Source organism: Bacillus thuringiensis (genome assembly GCF_001182785.1).
GTDB lineage: Bacteria > Bacillota > Bacilli > Bacillales > Bacillaceae_G > Bacillus_A > Bacillus_A thuringiensis_S.
This window is the reverse complement of record NZ_CP012099.1, coordinates 2,554,628-2,577,655: the sequence shown is the minus strand read 5'-3', so window position 1 is coordinate 2,577,655 and position 23,028 is coordinate 2,554,628. Positions and strand designations below refer to the sequence as shown.

Genomic DNA, 23,028 nt, shown 5'->3' with positions numbered 1-23,028 from the left:
AATTTCTGAATATTACTTAATGAAACTTGAATGTATAGCACTCTACACTCTTTTCGTATTTACTATAAAAAGTTCCCCTCCGGATGTCCAAAGGGGAACTTTTTATAAGAAAATTACGCGATATGATTATATTTCGCTAAGAAAGGAATTCGTCTCGCTACTAATGCATACATTTTGAATACAAGTTTCGCTATTGGTTCAAACATACGTGTACTTTGCATTACTAAAGCGCTCGTAATAAGTGTTAAGAATGCTGCACCAAGTATATCTAAAGGATAATGAACACCTACGTACATACGTGATATACCGACTAACACTGCCCATAATAGCGCGATGTATTTCAGTTTTTCTCCTCTAAGAATAAATACGAAGGCGATTGAAAATACAAGTACAGAATGATCACTAACGAATGATGAATCTGCTGCATGTGGTACTAATTGATGTACATCATGTGATACGAACGGACGCGGATGGTAATATACCGCGTGTATAAGAACATTTACTAATAATGCAATAATAACCGAAAGCGTCGTATATAAAACTGTATATTGTTTTCTAATTGCTTTCTCTTTCTTTCCATTATTAAACCATAAGATAAGCATAAATAGAATGGCTACGTATGCAGCGCTATTTGTAATAGCAACCATTAGCGTATCTAATAGTTTGGATGAACCAGCAAAATTATTAAACCACTGAAATACTGTGTAATTCATTAAACTCTCTCCTTACATACAAGTGTTCTTGATTTACACAGTATACAATACCATTATGAAAATAGGCTTAAACTTTTTTCATCTAATTCTCATTTTACTATTACTCATGTGACAATTATAAAACAAATTTTATACGCTATTTATGTATAAAGCCGGTAAGCCTTTATAATAAGGCGGTTCGTATTTTTTCTTGTTTTGGATACATAACATGTTCATTTAAATATACTAATTGCAAAATCATATTTTTTAATTCATTTGAAGTACAATATTTCCGAATTGTTCTCCAATCTCCATACGGCTTAGCGCACTAATTGCTTCTTCTAACGAGTAAACTTTATCAATAATTGGTTTAATTTGATGTTTTTCTATAAACTTTATCATCTCATTAAATTCCTCACGGCTACCCATGGATGTTCCCATAATATCAATTTGATTATAAAATAATGCGCGTAATGGTAATTCAATTTTATCTCCTGAGCTTGCACCAAAATTCACGATTCTTCCATTTGGTTTTAATACATCAAAATATTTCAAAAAAGTTGCCGGACCTATACTATCTATTATTAAATCTACTTTTTCACCTTGTAAGCTCTCTCCCCAATTTCCGGCACTATGAAACGAAATATCTGCACCATATTTTTCAGCAAGTTCCATTTTATTCTCTACCCTTGAAGTAACACTCACTTTTGCGCCGATTGCTTTCGCGAATAACATGGAAAAAGTAGCAACACCACCGCCTATTCCCGGAATTAAAACGTGTTCGCCGCACTTCAATCTACCTTTTGTAAAAAGCGCTCTATATGCAGTTAATGCGGATAAAGATAAAACACCTGATTCTTCCCAAGTAAGATATGACGGCTTTTCTACTACATTTTCAGCTGGTACAATTACATATTCAGCAAACGTTCCATCTTTTGGTCCACCTAGCACTTCCGGTAACTCCGGTACTTCAGTAGCATGTTCCCATCCAATACTAGGATTAATAATAACTTCTGTATGTAGTATGTTATCAGAAACACCATTTCCAATTTCCGTAACAATACCTGCACCATCTGATCCTAAGATTAAAGGTAATTGCATTTCTTTTCTATTATTCATAATAAATAAATCCCGATGATTTAAACCTGCTGATTTTAATTTCACTTTAACTTCCCCATCATTAAGTGTTCTCCCAGGTGATATTTTATATTCTACACCGTCAAATCCAGTTTTATATTGATGTACGATAGCTTTCATTATTATTCCCCCTTAATAATTTTAATGTACTAGAAATTTCGAAATAAACAAAATGATTTGATCGTAAAAAAAGAAGGAATGCAAAAAGCATCCCTTCTTTGATTGCTTATTTTATTATACAAGGTAATGTAATCGTAACGATTGTTCCTTCATTTTCTTTACTCTCTATTTGAATATTTCCGTTATATTTTTCTACAAGTCGTTTGGCAATAGACAAGCCTAGCCCGTTACCACCTTGTTTTCGACTTCTCGCTTTGTCAACTCGGTAAAACCGATTAAGAACAAATGGTAAATCGGATTCAGGTATTCCCGCTCCATGATCTATTACACAAATTTTAACTTTCCCTGATTGTAAACTAGATTCTATGCAAATATATTTATTAATCTCTTTTGTATACTTAACTGCATTATCCATTATGATAATAATAATTTGTTCTAAGTAAGATGATGGCATTGACACATAAGCTGCATCATCCCCAAATTTCATATCAAATTGAAAATCACTTTGAAGTACTACAAAGTTTTGTGTAACATGTTTTAATACGCTATTTACATGGACTGGCTCAGCTGCTATTGGATGCAATTGTTCAGATTCAGCTCTTGATAGTTCTAGCAATTCTGAAACTAATTTATTTAAACGATCTACTTCCTTTAAACTAGATTGAAGAGATTTATCTAATACTGCTGGATCACTTTTCCCCCATCGATTTAACATCGCTAAGTGCCCATGAATAATTGTTAACGGTGTTCTTAATTCATGAGATGCGTCTTCAACAAACTGTTTCTGTTGTGTAAAAGAAGTTTCTACTTCATCCATCATCTCGTTAAAAAGAAGTGCTAATTTTGCAAGCTCATCGTTATTTTCTCGTACTGGAACTCGTTCATTTAGTCCATTTTTCTTAATACGTTTCATCGTATCTGTTATACTTTGGACACTTGATAATAGTTTCTTCGTTATAAGTATCCCGCCTAAAAAACTAAATATCAATCCGAATATTCCAGCAATAACCATTACCACTAAAATAATTTTTAATAAATGATCAAATATCTCTAGGTTTTTCGTAAGTTCAATAGTGCCAGTAAAGTCTTTCGTTTTTATTGGTATGCGCTTAACTAATATTCGATCTTCTAAATGCCTTTTTATAAATGTCTCATCTTTTATAACCTGCTTCGGTTTTATCCACGTTTCATTAAAATCTCGTGAAACAGTAATAATCGGCTCCCCATTCATGTCAATAATACGAATCATTTGATGCTTATCAATCATATTGTTTAGAAACTCTTTACTATTTTCAAATGTTTTACTCGAAAGGGTATCATTTTTATCTTGGAAATATGCCGCTATTTCCGTCACTTGCCTATTTATTTGTTTCTGTTCATAATCTATAGTCCACTTATTAATTACAATAAACTGTAATGCACTATATAAAATGAATAAAATAAATACTAGTGTAGTGGACCAAAGTGTTAGTTTCCACTTTATAGGTAGATTTCGAATTCGAAACACAATATTTTTTATCATTTCATTATATATCCCGCACCACGGACTGTTTGGATATACTCCTCCTTATCTACACTATGTAACTTGTTTCGCAAATAACGAACATATACATCAACGATATTTGTCTCAACAATTGCACCATATCCCCATACTTGGTCCAATAAAATATCACGAGTAAGTACGCGATTAATATTTTTCATAAACATAAGCAATAACTCGAATTCTTTATTTGTAAGTTCAATTTCTTCATTTCCTTTAGTTATAGTTCGAGATTCAATCTGAAGTTGCAAATCTTTGAATGTAAGAAATGAAACCTGCTTGTTTTCATTATGTTCTTCTCGTCTAAATATCACTCTCATACGTGCTAACAGTTCTTCAATTGCAAATGGTTTCGGAAGATAATCATCAGCTCCACTATCTAAACCTGTCACACGGTCCATAATACTATCACGAGCAGTCAGCATAATAATAGGTGTATTTTTAGTAGCTCTTAGTCGACGACATACCTCTAGTCCATTTAATCCAGGCAGCATTAAATCCAGCAATATGAGATCGTAATTCTTTTCAAGTGCTGCGCTTAATCCTTTTCTCCCATCAAGTTGTATATCTACTTGATACCCTTCATATTTTAGTTCTAATTCTAAAAAATCTGCTAAACTTTCCTCATCCTCAATAATTAAAATGTGTTGCAACAGTAGTTCCTCCTAGACGATTAAATGAATAAATAATCCTATTCCAAAAATAATTACAATGATTTGATGCACTTTTTTATACATCACAAATTTTTCTTTATTATTTATTCGCTGTAAATAAAACCCAACAATCCCTAGTACAATTATAGCTAATAGAGAAAATATACCACTGTATATGAGTAAAATATGACGACTCCCTTTTATTAAAAAATAAACACCGTGAGTAATCGTAACAGCTATTACAGCGTAACCAATTAATACATGAAACTTTTTGGCGAATAGATATATTTCTTTAACTTTTTTAAATCCTTGTATATTTTTATTCTTTAAAAACAACCATATATGCCGTAAAAACCATAGTGAAGCAGCGATAATCGCCCCATATTCACCAAAAGAGCCTAATTTTTTATTTAATCCTTTTACATTCAGTGCATTGCCGTACATAACATTAATAAATAGCAATTCTACACTACAAATAATAATAGTAATGCCTATAATTTTAACACACACATGCAAATATTTATTTCTTAATATCTTCTCCATTTTATTTAATCCCCTTACTAATAAAGGCTTTGTAACAAGCAGTCTATCAAATAAAAAAGAAAAGAACATGAGAAAAAGATTAAAATAAAATGAGAATTTCAATATCAATTACTATTGATTTTTTTTAGCTAACTTTATTATATTTTGAATAAACGGCGCTTTCGCCTTTGTATATGAGACACGATCAAAAGCATATGTAATAGCAAGCATCTCTTTTAATTCTCTATATTCTTTACGTGCCCATTCATGGCTTATTAGAAAGTCACGAAATAAAATATTGTTTCTCCACTCGTAACTATTATAAATATAAACATGCAAATGATGAGTACCCGCTCTCCATTTTCCCTTTCTAAAAAAACGCCAATTCGTAGCTTCTTTTGGAACAAACTCATATCCAATTTCCGATAGAATTTCAATCCAGTTTTCAGTTATTTGCAAGTCTGTTACGCCAATCATCATATCAATAAGAGGTTTAGCTCCTAATCCTGCTACTGCAGTGCTTCCTATATGTTCAACAGCAATTATTTCTTGTCCTAACAAGGAACAGAATTTCTCTTTTTCTTTTATATACTCTTCAACCCAGTCTTTTTGATATGCTTTAATAACAATTTGTTGATTCATTGTATTCACCTCTTTATAAGTGTTTATCATTATATTTATAAAATTTTATATTATTAACATAGGATTTCCATAAAATATGTCGAATAGTGGAATGTACAACTTAATTATATGAAATGTGAGGTAATCTATGAAAGATAATTCCGTGGAAATTCAGTTAAATAACGTAACATTCCAATTAAAAGAATATCATAATTTTGATTGGCTTATTAAATTAGGGACCGTATTTGCAGTTTTTGACCAACAAGATTCAGGTAATATAAGTTTTGGTATAGAAAAAGATGGTCATAAGAAATTTATTAAATACGCAGGAGCACAAACAATTGCATATGAAGGAACATCGGGTGATGCTATTGAAAGGCTAAAAAATTCAGTTACTATCTATGAAGAATTAAAGCATGACTCGCTCATAGGACTAATTGATCATTTGCCAGTTCAATCTGGATATGTATTAATTTTCGATTGGTTTGATGGTGAATGTCTTCATTCGCATTGGCGTTTCCCACCTCCTGAAAAATATAAAAATCCAAACTCTCCATTTTATAAATTTAGACATTTATCTGCTATAGAACGAATTCATTCCTTACATTCCATTTTTTCTTTCCATACTTATGTAGAAAAGAAAAACTATGTAGCGATAGATTTTTATGACGGTAGTATTTTATATAATTTCAATACAAACGAGACAAAAATTTGTGATATAGATTTATACAGTAAGAAACCTTACATAAATAAAATGGGTCGGCTTTGGGGTTCCTCCCGTTTTATGTCACCAGAGGAATTTGAACTAAACGCTATAATTGATGAAAGAACAAATGTATTTAATATGGGAGCAATGGCGTTCTCACTTTTAGGCGGTGAAAAAGATCGTTCCTTTATAAAATGGGAAGCAAGTAAGGAATTATATGAGGTAGCGTATCGTGCTGTAAATAACAATCGAGCAGAACGATATGCATCAGTTACAGAATTCTACGAAGCGTGGTTAAAAGCGGCTAATGAAGAAAAGATATAACCTTAAATTATTAAAAGAAATATAGAGTTTATACTAGTATCATGTATATTAAGAATGTTTTTATGATTCCTTGGTATTAGTGTGTTCTAATTGTTTATGGCTATTATTAAAGATGACATATCAGCGATAATTTATGTCTATTTCTTATAGGTGTTAGCAAGTTTGTTTAGATAATTCCCACATTCTTTCTTAATATACTGATTATGTTCCCAATTGTGTACTAATGTGTGGGTTTGACTACCCATATTTTAGACAAAATGGATGGTACAGGGTGATGAAAATATAAATATTTCTTTTTCTTTGTATTTGTTCAGTTCACGAGCTATAAATTTATTTTCATTTTCAAGCATGTGTATCATATTCTTAATTAATACAATAAATGAATTCCACGGTAAAGATAGGAAATATGTATATCTAATATTCATAATTTATGTCATGGTACAATATGTTAATTAATTACAATTCTTTCCGAAAGGGGAATACATAATGAAAACCACGAAACTCATAGCATTAACAGTACCAGTTCTATTATTGTTCGGTTGTGGGCTAGGAGATAAAAATTCTACTCCTAAGACTGAAGAAACTAGTAAAGCAATGTTAAAAACTACAATATCTGAGACACAGTATCCAAGCTATATTTATGAGCAATTACTAGAGTTTAACTTTAATAAGGATGACATAATAATAGGTTTAGGTTATGCACAAAAAGGTGATGAAAAGTATAAAGAGGTATTCAAAACAGTAAGTATTTTGGATGAAGCTTTAGACCGAATGGAGAACGTAAAAGTACCTGATAAGTATAAAGACACGCATAAACTCATCTTAGAAGGGGTAGAGGATGCAAGAAAAGGTACAAAACCAATATTAGAAGCAAAAGGTAAAGATGTAAAAGAAGTTAGTGTAGTTATTGCGAATAGTTTCCCCCACCTGTTAGGCATGGATAGAGAACAGTGGAAAGAAGCAGTTTACCAATTAGCTAAAGAAAACAAGGATGATTTCTCTAAGGTATATGATAAGAAAGTAGAGGAACATCAAAATAGAAAGAGTAACTCGTAATCAATTATACAATACGATAAGGGAATATAAGAAAATGATGATCCAAAAGGTAAATTATTAAATTTTATTGAAGCTAAATACGAAGTTAAAGAAAAGAAATAATACATACTTAATATTTCTTTTAGGGGGCATCTTCATGAAAGTTGTACGCTCTATATTTAAAGGCTTTCGTTTAATGGGCTTAATTGTAAAGACTTAACTTAAAGCATTATCTAAAAGCAAATTTTAAATATCATAAAAATTAAAATCCCCTTCTATTATTTGGGGCTGTTTCAATTACTCTACCACATGCAAATTTCCTGTTATCTAAAGGGATAGTCCAAAATTGTCCTGGTACTAAATAGTAATTTGATTTTGGTTTAAATGGATAGTTTATACACATTGTTCTCCCCATCTCTTTTTAAATCTATTGTATAACATATTCATCTGAAGTTTACATACGTCTCATTATCGATAGCAAAAAATAGGTGGACCCTTACTCTCTCTCAAGGAATCCACCCTTTCTATTTCTACAACTCTATTTTTATACGTTCCTCTTCTTGTCCTTACCAGAACCGCCATCACTAGATCATTAACATAATTATCTTTAGCGGCAGTTAAAAGTTTTTATTTTCTTATTCAATTAAAGCGCCCGTTAGTTAAAGATTATGGATAATTAATTTGAAAGTGTTTTATCTAAATACACCTTTTCTTTTGGAAAGCCAATCTTCTAAGGCATCTTCGTGTAGTTTTGTGAATAATTTTGGTATTTGGTCTATTGGAAAATATTTTAAATCCAAAGTCTCAATACCATCTACGGTAAGTTCTCCGCTAATTGGCTTACATTGAAAACAATGAGTGATAGTCTGAGCTTTATCTCCGTTCGGAAACTCACCAGAATATTTAGAGTAGACACCTATAAGATGTTCAACCTCAACATTTAATCCTGTCTCCTCAAATATTTCTCGTTTAGCGGTTTCTTCAAGAGATTCCCCAAGTTCCATAGCACCACCTGGTAGACCCCACTCATTTCTATCTCCCCGTTTTTGTAAAAGAATTTCATTTCGTTCGTTATAAACAATACCTCCAGCAAAATTAAGAATTATTAAATCGTGCCCTACTTTTCCCCGAATATAACGAATGTAGTCCTTATTTGTAGTCATAAATTCCCTCCTATTTATATATAAAATATAGATTAATTATATATAAATATAGAAGAAAATAGTAATGAAAATGTTATTATTCCTTATTCTCATAAGGGACTAGCCTTTCCCTTTTATCAATCTATGCGTTTTTTAAACATTTCTATTCTGACACAGCTTAGGTGTCTCATTTGTTACTGGGTTAGCCGAAAAACTGCATAAAATCTTGCATGCCCATAGCGTTTTTTTAATGCTGACGATACTCCTAAATTTAAAACGAAATAAGCAATGATTAGATTTTAAACCTAGTCATCGCTTTATCCATTGCATCTTGGTTTACACCTATATAACGTAAGGTGACCTTCTCTCACGAGTGATTGAATAATGCTATGTTTTTTGTTTGCATGTACATAAGATACCCGTACGTCTTTCTTCATGTATGTATACCAATTTCATCTAATCCAACTTGTCTCTTTCCTTTAATGACAGGCTCCATAACTCCAAGAAAAGCATACAATATTAAAAATTCACTCGTGAAAATCTGATTACAACTTTTTAGATTTGCATTTAATGAGACATTCGCCTATCTTACTAAGAGTGCATATAAAAGTGCGCTCTTTTTATTTATTAGCAAATAAGGATTTTGTTTAAATTTTTTTAACCTTATTGATTCCTTTGCATACAGTATTATCACAAGAAATTCAATAAGTGCTCCGGTCTAGTTACCTTGAATTTCTTGCAAATCTTGTGAGAAGAATCCGTTTATAACAAACGGGTTCTTTTATTACATTTTTCAATTCAAATATCCTTCTCATCAAGGTATGAAGAATATCACTTTTTCTTCAAGTATCCTTATGAACAAAATTTATAACCTTTACTCCACTTGGATCTATATTAAAAGTAATAGTTTCTATGCCATTCGGAGGGTTATGAGCTCCTATATAAGTTTTATATTGAACTGTAACAATAAAATTAAAGCTTTCTTCTGGAAAACGTTCAATTTTTATAATTTTTGTGTCCGTTAAACTATACTGATGATCTGGTCCAAGCTTGCTTCTGATAACTTGACTTGCATATGGCGCTAATAAAGTATTATAAGAATCATAAAGCTCTTGATCATTACTATTAACCGCTTTGATATCTAACGGATTTAAAAATGAAACTGCCATTACAATTCCAAAAAACAAACTAATCACTTTACCTTTTAACACATAATCACCCTTATTTAATTTGGATATCCGTTAACCTCCCCAGCTCAAGAAATGACTATTCTTCATTCTTGTCTAACTTCTTTTATTCAAATAGCGTTTTTGTTTAGTTTCACTCTAAAAGTAAAATTTTCATTTTTTCATTCAACCAAGTTCATAACATATTCTTTTCCCCCAATAAAACAAAGATTAGGTGTCCCATACGCATTTTATACAATGGAAATAATACCTTGCACGTACTTATGTATTAGAAACTTCATTTCCGCTTCTTCTGCAATAGCAATTTTGTTCACTTTTTTGATACATTTATGAAACATTCACATGTTATCTTCAATATGTTCTATTCTTTTTGAAAAACCATGTGAGAATACCAAAACAAGAAGCCCTAGAGCCCTAACTCTAGGGCTCTTGTTTTCAAATAAGGATTTTGTTAAATATTCAATTGAACCTTCTTACACTCTCCGTATTACTAGCCCACAAGATATTCAGAAACCATATGAAATTGTAATACTAATGTAAGGTTTCTCAATATGAACCAATGTATTTATGTAGTAAACTATTTATCGGCAATACATATAAAAGGAGAAACATTTATGACTTTTGAAGACAATCGTAAATTAGGCATTCAACAAGGGTGTATAGTAATAACAGATCAATCGCAATATCTTGTTGTTAAAAGGAATGAAAATTATTCTTTATTAATCATCCCAACTGCGGAATGTATAAACTTTGAAGTTTCACTTGAACATCTTGAAGAAATGGTCCAAGTAGATTTAAAAGAAAAAATTCAAGATATCATTCCACCAGAGAATATAAAAATCGTAGCTCAAAACAGAATATAAAATGTATTTTCTAAGAGCACTTTCGGTGGTGCTCTTTTTTCATGGACAGTTCCAAATAACAATTTTATTATGTTTCCTAACTTACAGTAATGTCCTTAAAAAACATTCATATATATTTATCAGATGCACTTTTAAATCCCAGAGTATCAAATACTTTTAAGAGTTGACTGACCAATAATATTCGACTTATCTTTAAAAACTTATTAAAAATAACTTAGATACAAAAAAGCTACGTTTTATATAGGATAAAAAATTATCTTACGTAAAGGAGCTTGATTATTTGTGAATTATCAAAATGATAACAACTCTAACATTCACAAACCTTGTTCTTGTCCATCTCCCACGGCTAACAGTTTAAATGTTGTTCAAACTACCTCATCAATAGTTTCTGTAAACTCTGCGATTCCACTAGATACCGTGGTAAATTCTAATGGCACGGCAATCTCATTCACACCACCAACAACTGTTTTACTTGAAGGTGGAAGAACCTATTTGGCAATCTATGAAGTGCAAGTTATCATTCAACCAGGAGGTAATTCGGCAGGTATCACTATGTATCTGAATAATAATCCAATCATTGGATCAGGTACTTCTCTAGGATATACAGCCGGATTCACTTCTGTATCAGCCCCCGCAATTTTCACTACACCTCCAGGTATAACAAGTACTCTTACTGTTAATGTAGGACCATATTCTAATACATTAAATACGTTGGGCTTAACTCTTGCTGTTGTAGCATTAACATAATAAAATGTAAAACTCTCTAAAATGATTCTATTTGTCCCTTAATTGTCTATTGGGCTAGCCTCTAAGAACTCCACATAACTACATATAGAAAAAGAACATTATTTGGTTCGATAGTACTAGGTGACTCGGCTAGCACAATTGCTGAGTCACCTATTTATCTATAACAAAATAAAGCTTTTGTTTAATTTATTACTTGTTCTTTTTAATGCATTATTCTATTACAATTCATTTTCATGTTATAATTACCAACAGTACATATTTTAATAGGCACAACAAATCTCATAAATATAGGAGGACCTTAATGATCCTAACTCAAGAAAAGAACATAAAATTAATTATGCATTTTCTTACATTATTATCTTTTTTTATTCTTATTTTCTTTAGTGTCACAATTTTTTATATACCTTTGGTTTTCTATTTTGTATGCAAATCACAAAACATTCAGAAAAATATCCTTGAAGCTGTTTTTTACCAACTATTCATTTGGATAATTACGGTAATTTGGAATCTTTTCATAACAAGAATCTTAATGCTATTTTGGTCTAATTTAGACTTGGCTTCAAATAACGCTTTGATTATTTTCCGGGTAGCTCCTTTATATCTAATACTGTTTCTCTTGTTAATTTTTGGACCTATAAAAGGAATTTTATATGTGCTACAAGAAAAAGACTTTCATTATCCTATTATTTCCAAATGGATTAACAAATAAAAATACGTGTAGAAGAATTCAGAATTTTATTGAATTCTTTTTTTATGGATCTTTCAAAATCTTTTACATCTTCCTTCATTCCTTCTTTTTAATAAACTTCAACTTTTATTACAATAACGCTTTTTTAAAATACAATCGTTTTTCTATAAACTTTGTAACCTTCATTTCCTTTCCTATGATTACAATTTCCTCCTAGCAACCAAGTATTGGCTATATCCCCCATATGAACACCACAATTTTATTGGCATATACTTTGAAGGAAAAAACATTTCAATTAAACATATACCTACAAATTCAGTTGCTAATAATTTACCAAAAATTACTTAACATTTAATTTTTTAAAGGAGGTATTTATGAGATATAATCGAAAATCAAATTCGTGTGATAAATTTCAGCAACCCTGCTTTGTTTCTATATCCCCTTGTGATCAAAGTAATTGCTGTACACCTGTTTTTTTCTCGAATGCTCAACAACAAGAATTATTGCAAATAATAAATCAATTAAATCAAGCCATCCTTTCTTTTTTCACAACACCAAATCCAACAACTATACAAATACTCCAATCAGCATTACAGGCATTAAATGATTTATTAATAGCAGTACAACCAAATACACGAAATAGAAATTTAGTTATAAGAACTATAAATCAATTAATTAATTCTTTACCTACCGCATCTCTCACTCAAATCTCAGCATTATTCCAATTTCTATTCCAAAGCTTGTCTTCACTTATAAATTGTTCAAATATATCGGACCCCTTATTACAGCAAACATTCAACTTAATTTTACAAGGAATCTTAAATAGTTCGCTATTAAGCAACATCGGAACACCGGGGCCGACTGGAGCCACTGGACCTAGAGGATTTCCTGGACCTAGAGGCGCTCAGGGTTCTCAAGGTGTGCAAGGAATTCAGGGGCCTGAAGGACCAGAAGGACCGGAAGGCCCTCAAGGTGTGCCAGGGATTCAAGGACCGGAAGGGCCTGAAGGGCCTCAAGGACCTCAAGGTGTAGAAGGAATTCAGGGGCCTGAAGGACCAGAAGGACCGGAAGGACCTCAAGGTGTACAAGGGATTCAAGGACCACCAGGACCACCTGGGCCTACTGGTTCAGGGACCGGAATGGGAATTCCTGGACCACCGGGACCTACTGGGCCTCAGGGAATCCAAGGGATTCAAGGACTGGAAGGACCGGAAGGGACCACTGGACCTCAGGGTGTACAAGGAATTCAAGGGCCTGAAGGACCACCAGGAGCCACTGGACTTCAGGGTGTGCCAGGAATTCAAGGGCCTGAAGGACCACCAGGAGCCACTGGACCTCAAGGTGTGCAAGGAATCCAAGGGCCTGAAGGACCACCGGGCCCTACTGGAGATTGTGATTGTCCACCGGGACCTACTGGACCGACCGGGCCAACCGGGCCAACCGGACCTGCATGTAATTTCCTAGTATATGCTACAAATGCAGGACTCATAGATGACCCTACAAATGATACAGTATCTGTAATTAACACCGGAACAAATATAGTAGTTGATACAATTACTGTAGGTAATGCACCACTTGAAGTAACGGTTTCACCAAATGGAGCTCGTGCCTATGTTACTAATATTTTTTCTAATACCGTTTCCGTTATTGATACTGCTACGAATACTGTGATTGGTACCATTCCTGTTGGAACTAATCCAATAGGTGTAGCTGTTTCTCCAAATAACACAACTGTTTATGTTGGAAATCATGGTAATAATACAGTTTCTGTCATTAATGCGGCAACAAACACAGTTAGTAATACCATTCCTGTTGGCATCGCTCCACAAGGGATTACTGTTTCCCCAAATGGAGCCTTTGCATATGTTGCAAATGAATTAAGCAACACAATTTCTGTCATTAATACTGCTACCAACACAGTTATCGCTACCATCCCTGTTGGCATTCGTCCTAGAATAATCGTGTTTACACTAGATGGCACTCGTGCGTATGTCACGAATCAAAACAGCAATACTGTTTCTGTTATTAACACCACTACCAATGCAGTTATTAATACAATTAACGTAGGTACCGAACCTGTTGGTATAGATATTACACCGGGTGGAAATCTTATTTACGTTGTAAATAAAGTTAGTAATAATGTATCTGTAATAAATGTGGCGACAAATACTGTGATTGATACAATTTCTGTTGGTTTATCTCCTGATCAAGTAACCATCATACCTGATGGCACTCGAGCATATGTTACAAATCAAGCTAGTAATACTGTTTCCGTTATTGATATTGCTACGAATACTGTTATCACTAATGTCCCAGTAGGTGTCGCTCCAACCGGAATAGCTACTGGAACTATTTGTGAATAAAATAAAGAAATGAAAGTCACAGATAGTTTTTAATAACATTGATAGTAAGTGATATTCTTTCTTTAACTACGTTCAAACAACTAGAATAACCCTCTATATTCTGTTAATATTCTCTACTGTTTTGTCTTACAGAACCTGCCGAGCAACTAGCTGCTCTCTTTCTATAAAATCCATATCATATACCGATTAATTTACTAACATTGAATTTTTTTGGGGTTTTATAACAATATTTACCTATAAAACCATTATCCTTATACAAAGAGCTATGAGCCTTTCCACTCATAGCTCTTTTTTATTACGATTTTCACTTCACATCTACACGATCAACCTTACCGTTTATCCAAACCGCGACTTGCTCACCAAATCCGCTCATTGGTGGATTGACTGCTGTTACATTTCCATCCTTCACTATTAAAAGTTTGTTGCTACTAACATCAATTTCTACTTTTTTAATATGTCTATCTCTCTTTTACTACCGCATGTACTCGACAACATCAGTTTTAAAGCCACTTCCCAAATAAACCCTTACTGGAATTATTTCTTTTTTATCCCTCACTGCCTTACACAATTCTTCAGCTGTACCCCAATTGGAAAACTTGTCTACAACTCTTTGAAATCTCCGTGTATTCATTAACTCTTAGGATTTATTCTCATGTTTTACCGAACATGCAGGAAGAAGGAGTAAAAAATTTTAGTAAAAGTATCTTTGGATAGCTAACGCTTGTAGAATGTTTGCATTTTATAACAAAAAGCCAAACAAATCTTGTATTAACAAGGTTTATTCACTTTAACATATGTTATCATGTATAATACATATGTTAAGTAAATTCAGAATAACGAGGCAAATATTATGGACTTTGTTTATATTAATCAAAACGTATTAAATAATCTTCTATACATTTTATGTAGTATATTTGTTTTTTATTTCATATATGATAGCCGGCACTATTTAAAGAAATATAAAATACTACTGATTACCCTTTGTTCTAGTATCCCGCTTATTTTATGTATGCGATACCCTATCTATATGGATGAAAGTTGTATTCATGATTTAAGACAAATTCCGGTCATAATAGGTACGCTTTATGGTGGATTCCCTGTCGGTATCATATTGTTTACAATTTTATTAATTACAAGATTTATATTTTATGGTTTTAACATGCTAACAGTCGTTGTTTACGGAATAATGTTCATCGTTACAGCACTCGCATCTTCAAAATTTAATACATATAATAGAAAACTTAAAGTAGCTTTTTCCATGTTTTTAACCTTTTTCCTAGCAATATTTACAACTGTAATTGTATTAACTTTATCAGATTTTGAAGTGAATAATTTATATATTATTTATTTCATGGTATTACCGACTACTTTAATGTTATTTATTGTTTATATAAATGAAGTTATAAAAGATGCTGTATTAATGCGCTCAAAATTAATTAAAATGGAAAAAATGGAGATTGTTAGCCAACTCGCTGCAAGTATATCGCACGAAGTAAGGAATCCTTTAACGGTCGTAAAAGGATTTACACAGCTTTTAAAAACACCAAATTTAACTCCTGAATCAAGAGACGAATATATTAAACATATACTTGAAGAGTTAAATCGTGCCCAAGAAATTATCGATGATTACTTAACGTTTGCCAAACCTGCTCCAGAAAAATTAGATCAAATTTCAGTAAAACAAGAGTTAAATCGAGTTATTAATATGATATTGCCATTATGTAATATGAATACGATACATATTACACAGGATTTTTCTGAGGCAACCATTGTTGGTAATAAACAGCACTTTCAACAATGTTTTTTAAACTTAATAAAAAACAGTATTGAAGCAATGCCTAATGGTGGTACCTTAAATATTTCCTCATCTATCAATAATAGTAAAGTTGAAATACGAATTGAAGATAGCGGAGTTGGAATGTCACAGGAGCAAATAAATCGATTCGGTGAACCGTATTTTAGTACAAAAACAAAAGGCACTGGTTTAGGTACGATGGTTGCTGTTAAGATTATTGAGACGATGCATGGAAGTTTAAAAATCCGAAGTATCGTTAGTAAAGGAACAACTTTAACGATTACGTTCCCGAAATATAGTAAGAATACGCATTTAAACAAATAAAAAAGGGGCATAGTTGCTCCTTTTTTATTTGTTTCGATACATAAGTATCTTCAATGTTTTTTTAGTTTACATTTGTGAAGACTAATTAAAAATTAGTATCCTCCGCCCCAGCAGCTGCATCCTACAATTATTAATAGAATGAATAACACAACTAATAAAGCGAAACCTCCACCAAAACCACAAGAACCACCGTAACTCATATTTTCTCCTCCTTTTGGTTTGAAAACTAATAGGTAGTTGATCATTTTAACTGGTTCGTATTATACATTATGTGTATATCCCTTTTTTGAGCATGTCTACATAAAAATAAGTAAAAGCACTCGTTTAAAGAGTGCTTTAAAATGGATACCAAAAGTTTTGAAATACGTTTAATTTTAAATATACCGCAACAATGAATATGAAAACACCGGCAAATAAAGCGATGAAATCTTTACGTTTCGCCTTACTTGTATAAAACCATGTACGTTTATCCTTCTTTCCAAATCCTCTTAAATCCATTGCATTTGAAACCGTATCTATTCTTTCTAGAGAATGAATGATTAGTGGCCAGAAAATTAAAACACGGTTCTTCATACGAACCCATAAACTTGCTTCTCCTTTTTCAAAAGCCACTCCTCTCGCTTCTTGCGCGTGTTTAATAATTTTATACTCAGACTGGATGTCAGGAATATAACGTAGTGCAATATTTATTGCATATGTAATCTTATAATGGATACCAAGTTTACTTAAACTACTTACAAATTCGCTTGGATCTGTCGTGTATATAAAAAGAAGTGTAAATGGTAATAACGTAAAATACTTTAATGAAAGTGTAGCTGCATAAAATAATGTTTCATATGTAATCGTTGCATATCCAATATGTAAAAACGAGGTATATGATTCAGTTAATTCAGATCCATGAGTTGGTGTAATAAATAAAATCATGACAGAGTTTAATAAACTAAATGTAAATATGACACTAAAAACAATTAAAATTTTATGAAATGGAATTTTAGCAATGCTGAGTCCGATACACCCAATGATAAATAATATTAGCAACACCCGAAAATCAAAAAACAAAAAAGTAAGCGTCATACAAAAAATAAATAAAAACAATTTCACTACCCCATCCATACGATGAAAATATGTACTATGCACCTTCCTCCCTCCTATTACTATCTAAATAAAGTTCCATAAATTTTTCCGGACATGCAATCCCACTAAATTTAACAAGCTTGGTTAAAGAACTCTCTCTTAAGTTAGCTATTTGTAACGTTTCTTGATCACCAAATACATTAGACACTGTATTATCCGCAATAATTTCCCCTTCATGTAGAACTACTGCACGGTCTGCATATTCTAGTGCGAGATTCATATCGTGAGTGATAAAAATAAATGAAATACCCTTTTTAGCTAGGTTATTAATAAACGACATAAATTGTTTATAATGATAATAATCTTGTCCCGCTGTCGGTTCATCTAATATGATAAGCTTAGGATTTGTTGTTAATACAGATGCGATTGTTAATCTCTTTTTTTGCCCATAGCTTAGTGCTTGAATTGGCCAATTACGAAATGGATATAAACCACAAATTTTTAAAGTTCCTTCTACTCTATTCTTAATTTCTTCCTTAGAAAAATTATGTAATGTTAATGTAAATGAAACTTCTTCAAAAACAGTAGGCTGTGTAATCATATGATTTGGATTTTGCATCACGTAAGATATGATTTTCCCACGTTTACGAATAGACCAAGAACTAATATTTTCACCTTCTAACAAGATTTTCCCATTTTTTATTTTGTTTATGCCTATAAGACTATGAGCTAATGTGGATTTCCCTGCTCCATTATGTCCCAATAGTGCCACAATTTCTCCTTCATATATTGAAAGGTTTACATTTTCTAATACTTTTTGTTTATTAGGGTATGAAAATGATAAATTCTCCACTTTAAGTAATTCCTTGTTTTTAGTATTACCTTTTAATATGACTTGTTTCTCCATCCACTCTTTTAGAACGTTGCCTATCTTTTCTTTTTGAAGGTTTTCCATTGGATATATTACGTCATTATTACGATCAAAATGTAATCTCTTTAATGCTTCGATGTAAATAGGCTCTCTTAAGCCAATACGTGGCAATATATTTGACGCTAAGATTTCTTTTGGTGTTCCTATTGCAATGACTTTACCTTCATCAATTAATATAACTTTGTCTAAATCCAGCTTTAAAATTTCTTCTATCCTATGTTCGATAATGACAATCGTTTTATTATATTGCTCATGTATATCTTTCATAAGTTCTATCGTATGTACGGCGCTTAGTGGATCTAAGTTCGCTAACGGTTCATCGAACAATAATATATCCGCATTTGTTGTTAATAAACCAGCAAGAGAAACTGTTTGCTTTTGACCTCCTGATAATTCATGTGGACTTTGTTTATGAAACGTATGCATCTTCACCTTTCTTAATGAGTCCGAAACAATCTTTTTCATGTCATCTTGATTTACACATTCATTTTCTAAATAAAAAGCTACATCTTCTTCTACTGTCAGACCAATAAATTGAGCATCTTGATCTTGCAAAATTGTTCCCACATTTTTACTCTGCTCGAAAATGCTGCCTTTTCGCGGATCTTTTCCAGCAATTAAAACGTTACCAGTACTAATCCCTTCATAAGAAAATGGGATTAGCCCATTGATACAATGAGCTAATGTCGACTTTCCTGAACCACTTCGTCCAGCAATTAGCACCTTTTCTCCAGGGTATATATGAAAGGTAATATCACTTAAAGTAGGCTGCGCAGCATGCCCATATTGAAAGGTAAATTGTTCAAACGAAATAATTGGTTGCATGTTAACATCCCTACTTTTCAATTTTTAAATGTGTATGTTTCTTATTAGATTTTGCCAAGCCAATTGTAAGTGGCAATCCAACTACTAAGAAAACGATAACATCGGAAATTGTTGCTCCTAATACTTGTATAACAATTTTGTCAAATGGTTCTCCCATCACAATAATATCGAATGCCCCAGCAAATATAATAGCAATGACAATACCAACTAACCCAGTAATTGCTAAATAAGAAATATGCCCCTTGTTAAACGACCCGTTTTTCACACTAAAACCAACTCTTTTTTGAATAAGACCCATCGAAAAACCAATAATCCCTGAACTAATAACCCAGCCCCACCAAATCCCCCAGCCAGCAATCGTATCTGTTACTGTATGACCTATAAGTCCGATTAACAGTCCTGCCACTGGACCAAATAATGCTCCAAAAACAGTTAATATAGCTAATGCTGGTTTAATAAATGTATTCGGTGCAATAGAAAATCCCCAAAGTCCTAATATCCCGTATAATGCTGCTCCAATACCGATTGCTACTACTAACTTTGTTGATAATTTGTTCATTACAATTCCCCTCTCATATTAGTCAACTTTTATTACTCTATATTTAATTTAAAAATGAATTATGCATCTACACTCCCTTTCTATACAACAAAAAATGACCTCTTATATAAGAGGTCATTTTCTTTCACGTTCAAGAATCCTCTTATCTTTCAAAAAACACAACGTGTCCTCTGCGGAATTAGCACCTTCCTATAAAATTGCATAGGGGTTGCTGAGGTTTCTTAGGGCCGTTCCCTCCACCTCTCTGGATAAGTATTAATTTGTAATTCGTATTATGGCACTAAAAAGTGTAAATTTCAACACTTTTCTTACTATTTTTATTTTTTGTTAAATGGCACATTTAAATCATTGTTTTCTTATCGGAATTGTGAAATAATGAATTCAAAATCGTTTCGGGAGGAATGCATTATGAAAGTTATTGGTTTGATTGGAGGATTAAGTTGGGAATCTACATCATTATACTATAAACATATTAATACGCTTACACTCTCTCAATACGATCAAAATGCAAAGTTAGTTTTATATAGTATGGATTTTGGTGAAGTAACTACTTTATTACAAAACCATCAATATGAAGAAGTGAAAAATGAACTAGTTACAGTTGCAAAGAAAGTTGAAAAATCTGGGGCTGAATGTTTATTAATGTGTTCAAATACCGTACATCTATTTGCCGAGGAAGTAGAACAAGCAATATCTATCCCGCTTCTTCACATTGGTGATGTAAGTGCTAAAGAAATGGTAGAACAGAATATAAAACGTATCGGACTATTAGGAACAAAACAAACGATGGAGCAAGATTTCTATAAATCACGATTAGCGAAATATAACATTGAGACAATTATCCCAAATGACGAGGAAAGAACTTTTATCCACCATGTCATATTAGATGAATTAAGTAGAGGGATCATTTCAGAAACATCTAAAGAAAAGTTATTACAAATTACAAAATCATTAATTCAAAACGGCGCTGAAGGTATATTATTAGGCTGTACTGAAATACCTTTACTCATCTCCCAAAATGATCTCACTATTCCCGTTTTTGATACTGCTTTTTTACATGCAAATACTGCTGTGCAATTTGCTGGATAGGAATATAAAAGCATAAAGGTGAGAACCTCTATGCTTTTATATTATTACAATTATTTATTTAAAAGAGATTCAATAACTGCAATTGCTTCTTTTGAACCACCACATTCTATAAAGCTATCATTCAGTTTTCTTATACCATTTTTATACTTTTCATTTGAAAGAACATCTGTTACAGCCTCTTTTAAAGTGTGCACATTAACATGTTCTTTCAATAGTCTATGTGCCGCTTCAAGCTCAGTTAATCTTTGCGCTATCATAGGCTGATCTTTATCATGCGGTATTATTACAAATGGGACATTATAATGAATGGCATCGTGTACGCTATTCATACCACCATGTGTAATAAAAACATCTGCTTCATTTAATATTTCTGATTGAGGTACGTATGGAGCAATTATAAAATTATCTGGCGCTTGCTTTATTTTTGAAATATCATTTCTATCACCAATTGCCATTACAACTATCCCATCAAAATCTGAAAAAGTATCAATACAAGTATTAAAGAATGGTTCGAGTCCTTCAAGCAGTGTTCCCATTGAAATGTAAATAACTTTCTTCTCTTTAAGTGATTCCAGTGGAAACTTTATATTTGTTTTACGCTTTGAAATGCTCGGTCCAATAAAAATGTTATTTTCTCCGAACGATTCGCTATTAGGTTGGAAATAACGACTTGTGTATACGAAACAAACATCACCCTTATTATTCATAAATTGAAGATTATTCTTTGGTTTTACTCCAAATTTATGTTCCATCTGATTTAGTAATTTTTCAGAGATCTCCTCTGGTTGGAATGGTATATCTGCATTTGGATGAAAAGGTAATGTCTTCAAAAACTCTGAAGGAATTAAAAATATAGGTGAGGAAACTACACCTGGAACTTGTAAATACTCCTTTACTAACTCTCCCGCGCCAAATATATCATAAATTACGAAATCAAAATTTATACTTTCACATAATTTTTTCGTAATTTCCAATATATATAAAGAAGTTTGAACATGCACATGAAAGAAAGCATTTAACCCAGATGAGGTTTCAGCATCAATAGAAATCTCCTTTAATAGATCCGGATGAGTATGTACAGTAGCTCCTAAATCTTCAATTCTATCCTTAAAGTTTGCCGTTGTAATATAATGTACGTGATCCCCTCGTTCAGTAAAGGCTTTTACTAAATTTAATGTAGGGTTTACATGTCCCTCTGCTGGAAAATTAACCACTAAAATATTTAGCACTTATTCCTCACTCCTTACATTTCACTGTTTTAATTAAGCATACTGTTATTTGTACATGTAATCGTCCCCTAATAGTCCTAAAGTGCTTGTTACATTATGTTGATAAATAATTTTCAGTCATCAACATAAAAAAAGCATCTACCTATGTAGATGCCTAACCGTGATAAGGAGTGTTCTGTGAGGTTAGAACAAGCTTTTCTGCTTGTCCTATGCTATCAATATATGATTTATTTTATAAAATGTGAATCGTTAATAGAATTATTTTATCCATTTTATATGATCAAATGGATAAAATACCATTTCTACCTTACCTATTATATTTGACTCATCAATAAGTCCAAGTGTATTCCTACTATCTTTACTATGATTACGATTATCACCTAACACAAATAATTTATGCGTAGGAACTTTTATTTCTCTAAAATTTGAAAAACGATTGGATACTTGTAACATATCTAAATGTATATACGACTCATCACGCTTTTTACCGTTAATATATACCTCATCCTCTTTTAATTGTATATTATCCCCCGATAATCCAATAATTCGTTTCACATAGTAAATAGGCTCGTCTTCTTTTTTTATGATGACAACATCCCCATAATGAAAAGACGATAAACAGACGTTTACCTTATTAACAAGTATATAATCTTTTTCATTTAAAGTAGGTTGCATCGAAATTCCTTCTACCATACAAAATAAAAATGACTTATTAATAAAAATAACCCCTATTATAATTAAGATGTAGCTACATATGTTCCTCCAATATTTTAGAATAAACAGCTTCATATATACCTCATTTCCAATCTATCCCCAGATAAAAACGCCTCTAGTTCACATGAATGCTAGAGACGTTTCGTCC

At 32.3% G+C, this 23,028-nt stretch carries 24 protein-coding genes, 2 pseudogenes and 1 riboswitch; of the genes and pseudogenes, 9 read left to right on the top strand and 17 right to left on the bottom strand.

The window, feature by feature from the left end:
* Window positions 1-113: 113 nt before the first annotated feature.
* The 6 genes from AC241_RS13280 to AC241_RS13255 all read right to left on the bottom strand — a co-directional run bounded on the left by AC241_RS13280 (window position 114) and on the right by AC241_RS13255 (window position 5,306).
* Window positions 114-713 carry an undecaprenyl-diphosphatase gene (locus tag AC241_RS13280; protein WP_016081416.1) on the bottom strand — a complete coding sequence of 200 codons (600 nt, stop codon included), beginning with the start codon at window positions 711-713 and terminating at the stop codon, window positions 114-116.
* A gap of 246 nt (window positions 714-959) precedes the next feature.
* Window positions 960-1,949 carry a zinc-binding dehydrogenase gene (locus AC241_RS13275; RefSeq protein ID WP_048564730.1) on the bottom strand — a complete coding sequence of 330 codons (990 nt, stop codon included), beginning with the start codon at window positions 1,947-1,949 and terminating at the stop codon, window positions 960-962.
* 106 nt (window positions 1,950-2,055) lie between these two features.
* A complete protein-coding gene (locus AC241_RS13270; protein ID WP_050843804.1) occupies window positions 2,056-3,471 on the bottom strand; it encodes a HAMP domain-containing sensor histidine kinase in 1,416 nt (471 codons plus the stop codon).
* Window positions 3,468-4,142, bottom strand: coding sequence for a response regulator transcription factor (locus AC241_RS13265; protein WP_016081419.1), 675 nt, complete (start codon window positions 4,140-4,142; stop codon window positions 3,468-3,470). Before AC241_RS13265 ends, AC241_RS13270 begins: the two co-directional genes overlap by 4 nt.
* Window positions 4,143-4,154: 12 nt before the next feature.
* Window positions 4,155-4,685: a hypothetical protein gene (locus AC241_RS13260; RefSeq protein ID WP_016081420.1), complete on the bottom strand. Its 531-nt coding sequence runs from the start codon at window positions 4,683-4,685 to the stop codon at window positions 4,155-4,157.
* Window positions 4,686-4,796: 111 nt separating this feature from the next.
* Window positions 4,797-5,306 (bottom strand): GrpB family protein, encoded by a 510-nt coding sequence (locus AC241_RS13255; protein ID WP_043938397.1) that lies wholly within the window; start codon window positions 5,304-5,306, stop codon window positions 4,797-4,799.
* 127 nt (window positions 5,307-5,433) lie between these two features.
* Here AC241_RS13255 and AC241_RS13250 point away from each other — a divergent pair, with 127 nt between their 5' ends.
* Together AC241_RS13250 and AC241_RS13245 are read left to right on the top strand one after the other, a co-directional pair.
* A complete protein-coding gene (locus AC241_RS13250) occupies window positions 5,434-6,315 on the top strand; it encodes a protein kinase family protein (protein ID WP_016081422.1) in 882 nt (293 codons plus the stop codon).
* A 486-nt stretch (window positions 6,316-6,801) separates the two neighbouring features.
* Window positions 6,802-7,371: a hypothetical protein gene (locus AC241_RS13245; RefSeq protein ID WP_016081423.1), complete on the top strand. Its 570-nt coding sequence runs from the start codon at window positions 6,802-6,804 to the stop codon at window positions 7,369-7,371.
* A 241-nt stretch (window positions 7,372-7,612) separates the two neighbouring features.
* Here the strand turns inward: AC241_RS13245 and AC241_RS34300 are convergent, their stop codons facing one another.
* The 4 genes and pseudogenes from AC241_RS34300 to AC241_RS13235 form a co-directional block, all read right to left on the bottom strand.
* Window positions 7,613-7,753, bottom strand: coding sequence for an Imm26 family immunity protein (locus AC241_RS34300; RefSeq protein ID WP_162200714.1), 141 nt, complete (start codon window positions 7,751-7,753; stop codon window positions 7,613-7,615).
* 289 nt (window positions 7,754-8,042) lie between these two features.
* Complete coding sequence (locus tag AC241_RS13240) at window positions 8,043-8,513, bottom strand: NUDIX hydrolase (RefSeq protein ID WP_016081425.1); 471 nt, start codon at window positions 8,511-8,513, stop codon at window positions 8,043-8,045.
* Window positions 8,514-8,784: 271 nt separating this feature from the next.
* Window positions 8,785-8,958, bottom strand: a pseudogene (locus tag AC241_RS32915) (site-specific integrase); the annotation flags it as partial.
* A 376-nt stretch (window positions 8,959-9,334) separates the two neighbouring features.
* Window positions 9,335-9,703 (bottom strand): DUF3888 domain-containing protein, encoded by a 369-nt coding sequence (locus AC241_RS13235; protein WP_016081426.1) that lies wholly within the window; start codon window positions 9,701-9,703, stop codon window positions 9,335-9,337.
* A 590-nt stretch (window positions 9,704-10,293) separates the two neighbouring features.
* Here AC241_RS13235 and AC241_RS13230 point away from each other — a divergent pair.
* The 4 genes from AC241_RS13230 to AC241_RS13215 all read left to right on the top strand — a co-directional run bounded on the left by AC241_RS13230 (window position 10,294) and on the right by AC241_RS13215 (window position 14,340).
* On the top strand, window positions 10,294-10,542 hold the full coding sequence (locus AC241_RS13230; protein WP_016084535.1) for a hypothetical protein: 249 nt from the start codon (window positions 10,294-10,296) through the stop codon (window positions 10,540-10,542).
* A gap of 282 nt (window positions 10,543-10,824) precedes the next feature.
* Window positions 10,825-11,289 (top strand): hypothetical protein, encoded by a 465-nt coding sequence (locus tag AC241_RS13225; RefSeq protein ID WP_043938212.1) that lies wholly within the window; start codon window positions 10,825-10,827, stop codon window positions 11,287-11,289.
* A 301-nt stretch (window positions 11,290-11,590) separates the two neighbouring features.
* Entirely contained in the window at window positions 11,591-11,998 is a 408-nt protein-coding gene (locus AC241_RS13220; RefSeq protein WP_016081429.1) for a magnetosome magnetite crystal formation protein family, read from the top strand.
* A 353-nt stretch (window positions 11,999-12,351) separates the two neighbouring features.
* Window positions 12,352-14,340: a YVTN family beta-propeller repeat protein gene (locus AC241_RS13215; protein ID WP_050843802.1), complete on the top strand. Its 1,989-nt coding sequence runs from the start codon at window positions 12,352-12,354 to the stop codon at window positions 14,338-14,340.
* Between the two features lie 304 nt (window positions 14,341-14,644).
* Here the strand turns inward: AC241_RS13215 and AC241_RS32910 are convergent, their stop codons facing one another.
* Window positions 14,645-14,794: a DUF3954 domain-containing protein gene (locus AC241_RS32910; RefSeq protein ID WP_080990788.1), complete on the bottom strand. Its 150-nt coding sequence runs from the start codon at window positions 14,792-14,794 to the stop codon at window positions 14,645-14,647.
* Between the two features lie 173 nt (window positions 14,795-14,967).
* On the opposite strand from AC241_RS32910, the pseudogene AC241_RS36015 reads away from it, so the two are divergent.
* Window positions 14,968-15,054: pseudogene (locus AC241_RS36015) on the top strand (tyrosine-type recombinase/integrase); the annotation flags it as partial.
* 136 nt (window positions 15,055-15,190) lie between these two features.
* Window positions 15,191-16,459, top strand: coding sequence for a sensor histidine kinase (locus tag AC241_RS13205; protein ID WP_043938208.1), 1,269 nt, complete (start codon window positions 15,191-15,193; stop codon window positions 16,457-16,459).
* A 92-nt stretch (window positions 16,460-16,551) separates the two neighbouring features.
* Here the strand turns inward: AC241_RS13205 and AC241_RS32905 are convergent, their stop codons facing one another.
* From AC241_RS32905 to AC241_RS13190, 4 genes are all read right to left on the bottom strand, one after another.
* Window positions 16,552-16,659: a YjcZ family sporulation protein gene (locus AC241_RS32905; protein ID WP_000120182.1), complete on the bottom strand. Its 108-nt coding sequence runs from the start codon at window positions 16,657-16,659 to the stop codon at window positions 16,552-16,554.
* Window positions 16,660-16,795: 136 nt separating this feature from the next.
* Window positions 16,796-17,596: an energy-coupling factor transporter transmembrane component T family protein gene (locus tag AC241_RS13200; RefSeq protein WP_029442450.1), complete on the bottom strand. Its 801-nt coding sequence runs from the start codon at window positions 17,594-17,596 to the stop codon at window positions 16,796-16,798.
* Window positions 17,589-19,289 carry an ABC transporter ATP-binding protein gene (locus tag AC241_RS13195; protein ID WP_048564725.1) on the bottom strand — a complete coding sequence of 567 codons (1,701 nt, stop codon included), beginning with the start codon at window positions 19,287-19,289 and terminating at the stop codon, window positions 17,589-17,591. Before AC241_RS13195 ends, AC241_RS13200 begins: the two co-directional genes overlap by 8 nt.
* Before the next feature lie 10 nt (window positions 19,290-19,299).
* Window positions 19,300-19,848 (bottom strand): ECF-type riboflavin transporter substrate-binding protein, encoded by a 549-nt coding sequence (locus AC241_RS13190; RefSeq protein ID WP_001038211.1) that lies wholly within the window; start codon window positions 19,846-19,848, stop codon window positions 19,300-19,302.
* A 139-nt stretch (window positions 19,849-19,987) separates the two neighbouring features.
* Window positions 19,988-20,103, bottom strand: a riboswitch (SAM riboswitch).
* A gap of 153 nt (window positions 20,104-20,256) precedes the next feature.
* Here AC241_RS13190 and AC241_RS13185 point away from each other — a divergent pair.
* Complete coding sequence (locus tag AC241_RS13185; RefSeq protein ID WP_016081435.1) at window positions 20,257-20,937, top strand: aspartate/glutamate racemase family protein; 681 nt, start codon at window positions 20,257-20,259, stop codon at window positions 20,935-20,937.
* 50 nt (window positions 20,938-20,987) lie between these two features.
* On the opposite strand, the gene AC241_RS13180 is transcribed toward AC241_RS13185, so the two are convergent.
* Both AC241_RS13180 and lepB read right to left on the bottom strand, forming a co-directional pair.
* Window positions 20,988-22,166, bottom strand: a complete 1,179-nt coding sequence (locus AC241_RS13180) for a macrolide family glycosyltransferase (protein ID WP_029442447.1) — start codon at window positions 22,164-22,166, stop codon at window positions 20,988-20,990.
* Window positions 22,167-22,424: 258 nt separating this feature from the next.
* Window positions 22,425-22,955, bottom strand: coding sequence for a signal peptidase I (gene lepB / locus AC241_RS13175; protein WP_029442446.1), 531 nt, complete (start codon window positions 22,953-22,955; stop codon window positions 22,425-22,427).
* Between the last annotated feature and the right edge of the window lie 73 nt (window positions 22,956-23,028).

Bases quoted from the DNA above. Each gene is read 5' to 3' on its own strand.
- AC241_RS13250 (WP_016081422.1), top strand. From the start codon at position 5,434: ATGAAAGATAATTCCGTGGAAATTCAGTTAAATAACGTAACATTCCAA.
- AC241_RS13255 (WP_043938397.1), bottom strand. From the start codon at position 5,306: ATGAATCAACAAATTGTTATTAAAGCATATCAAAAAGACTGGGTTGAA.
- AC241_RS13275 (WP_048564730.1), bottom strand. From the start codon at position 1,949: ATGAAAGCTATCGTACATCAATATAAAACTGGATTTGACGGTGTAGAA.
- AC241_RS13190 (WP_001038211.1), bottom strand. From the start codon at position 19,848: ATGAACAAATTATCAACAAAGTTAGTAGTAGCAATCGGTATTGGAGCA.
- AC241_RS13245 (WP_016081423.1), top strand. From the start codon at position 6,802: ATGAAAACCACGAAACTCATAGCATTAACAGTACCAGTTCTATTATTG.
- AC241_RS13185 (WP_016081435.1), top strand. From the start codon at position 20,257: ATGAAAGTTATTGGTTTGATTGGAGGATTAAGTTGGGAATCTACATCA.
- AC241_RS13215 (WP_050843802.1), top strand. From the start codon at position 12,352: ATGAGATATAATCGAAAATCAAATTCGTGTGATAAATTTCAGCAACCC.
- AC241_RS13260 (WP_016081420.1), bottom strand. From the start codon at position 4,685: ATGGAGAAGATATTAAGAAATAAATATTTGCATGTGTGTGTTAAAATT.
- AC241_RS13195 (WP_048564725.1), bottom strand. From the start codon at position 19,289: ATGCAACCAATTATTTCGTTTGAACAATTTACCTTTCAATATGGGCAT.
- AC241_RS13280 (WP_016081416.1), bottom strand. From the start codon at position 713: ATGAATTACACAGTATTTCAGTGGTTTAATAATTTTGCTGGTTCATCC.
- AC241_RS13270 (WP_050843804.1), bottom strand. From the start codon at position 3,471: ATGATAAAAAATATTGTGTTTCGAATTCGAAATCTACCTATAAAGTGG.
- AC241_RS13220 (WP_016081429.1), top strand. From the start codon at position 11,591: ATGATCCTAACTCAAGAAAAGAACATAAAATTAATTATGCATTTTCTT.
- AC241_RS34300 (WP_162200714.1), bottom strand. From the start codon at position 7,753: ATGTGTATAAACTATCCATTTAAACCAAAATCAAATTACTATTTAGTA.
- AC241_RS32905 (WP_000120182.1), bottom strand. From the start codon at position 16,659: ATGAGTTACGGTGGTTCTTGTGGTTTTGGTGGAGGTTTCGCTTTATTA.
- AC241_RS13230 (WP_016084535.1), top strand. From the start codon at position 10,294: ATGACTTTTGAAGACAATCGTAAATTAGGCATTCAACAAGGGTGTATA.
- AC241_RS13205 (WP_043938208.1), top strand. From the start codon at position 15,191: ATGGACTTTGTTTATATTAATCAAAACGTATTAAATAATCTTCTATAC.
- AC241_RS13240 (WP_016081425.1), bottom strand. From the start codon at position 8,513: ATGACTACAAATAAGGACTACATTCGTTATATTCGGGGAAAAGTAGGG.
- lepB (WP_029442446.1), bottom strand. From the start codon at position 22,955: ATGAAGCTGTTTATTCTAAAATATTGGAGGAACATATGTAGCTACATC.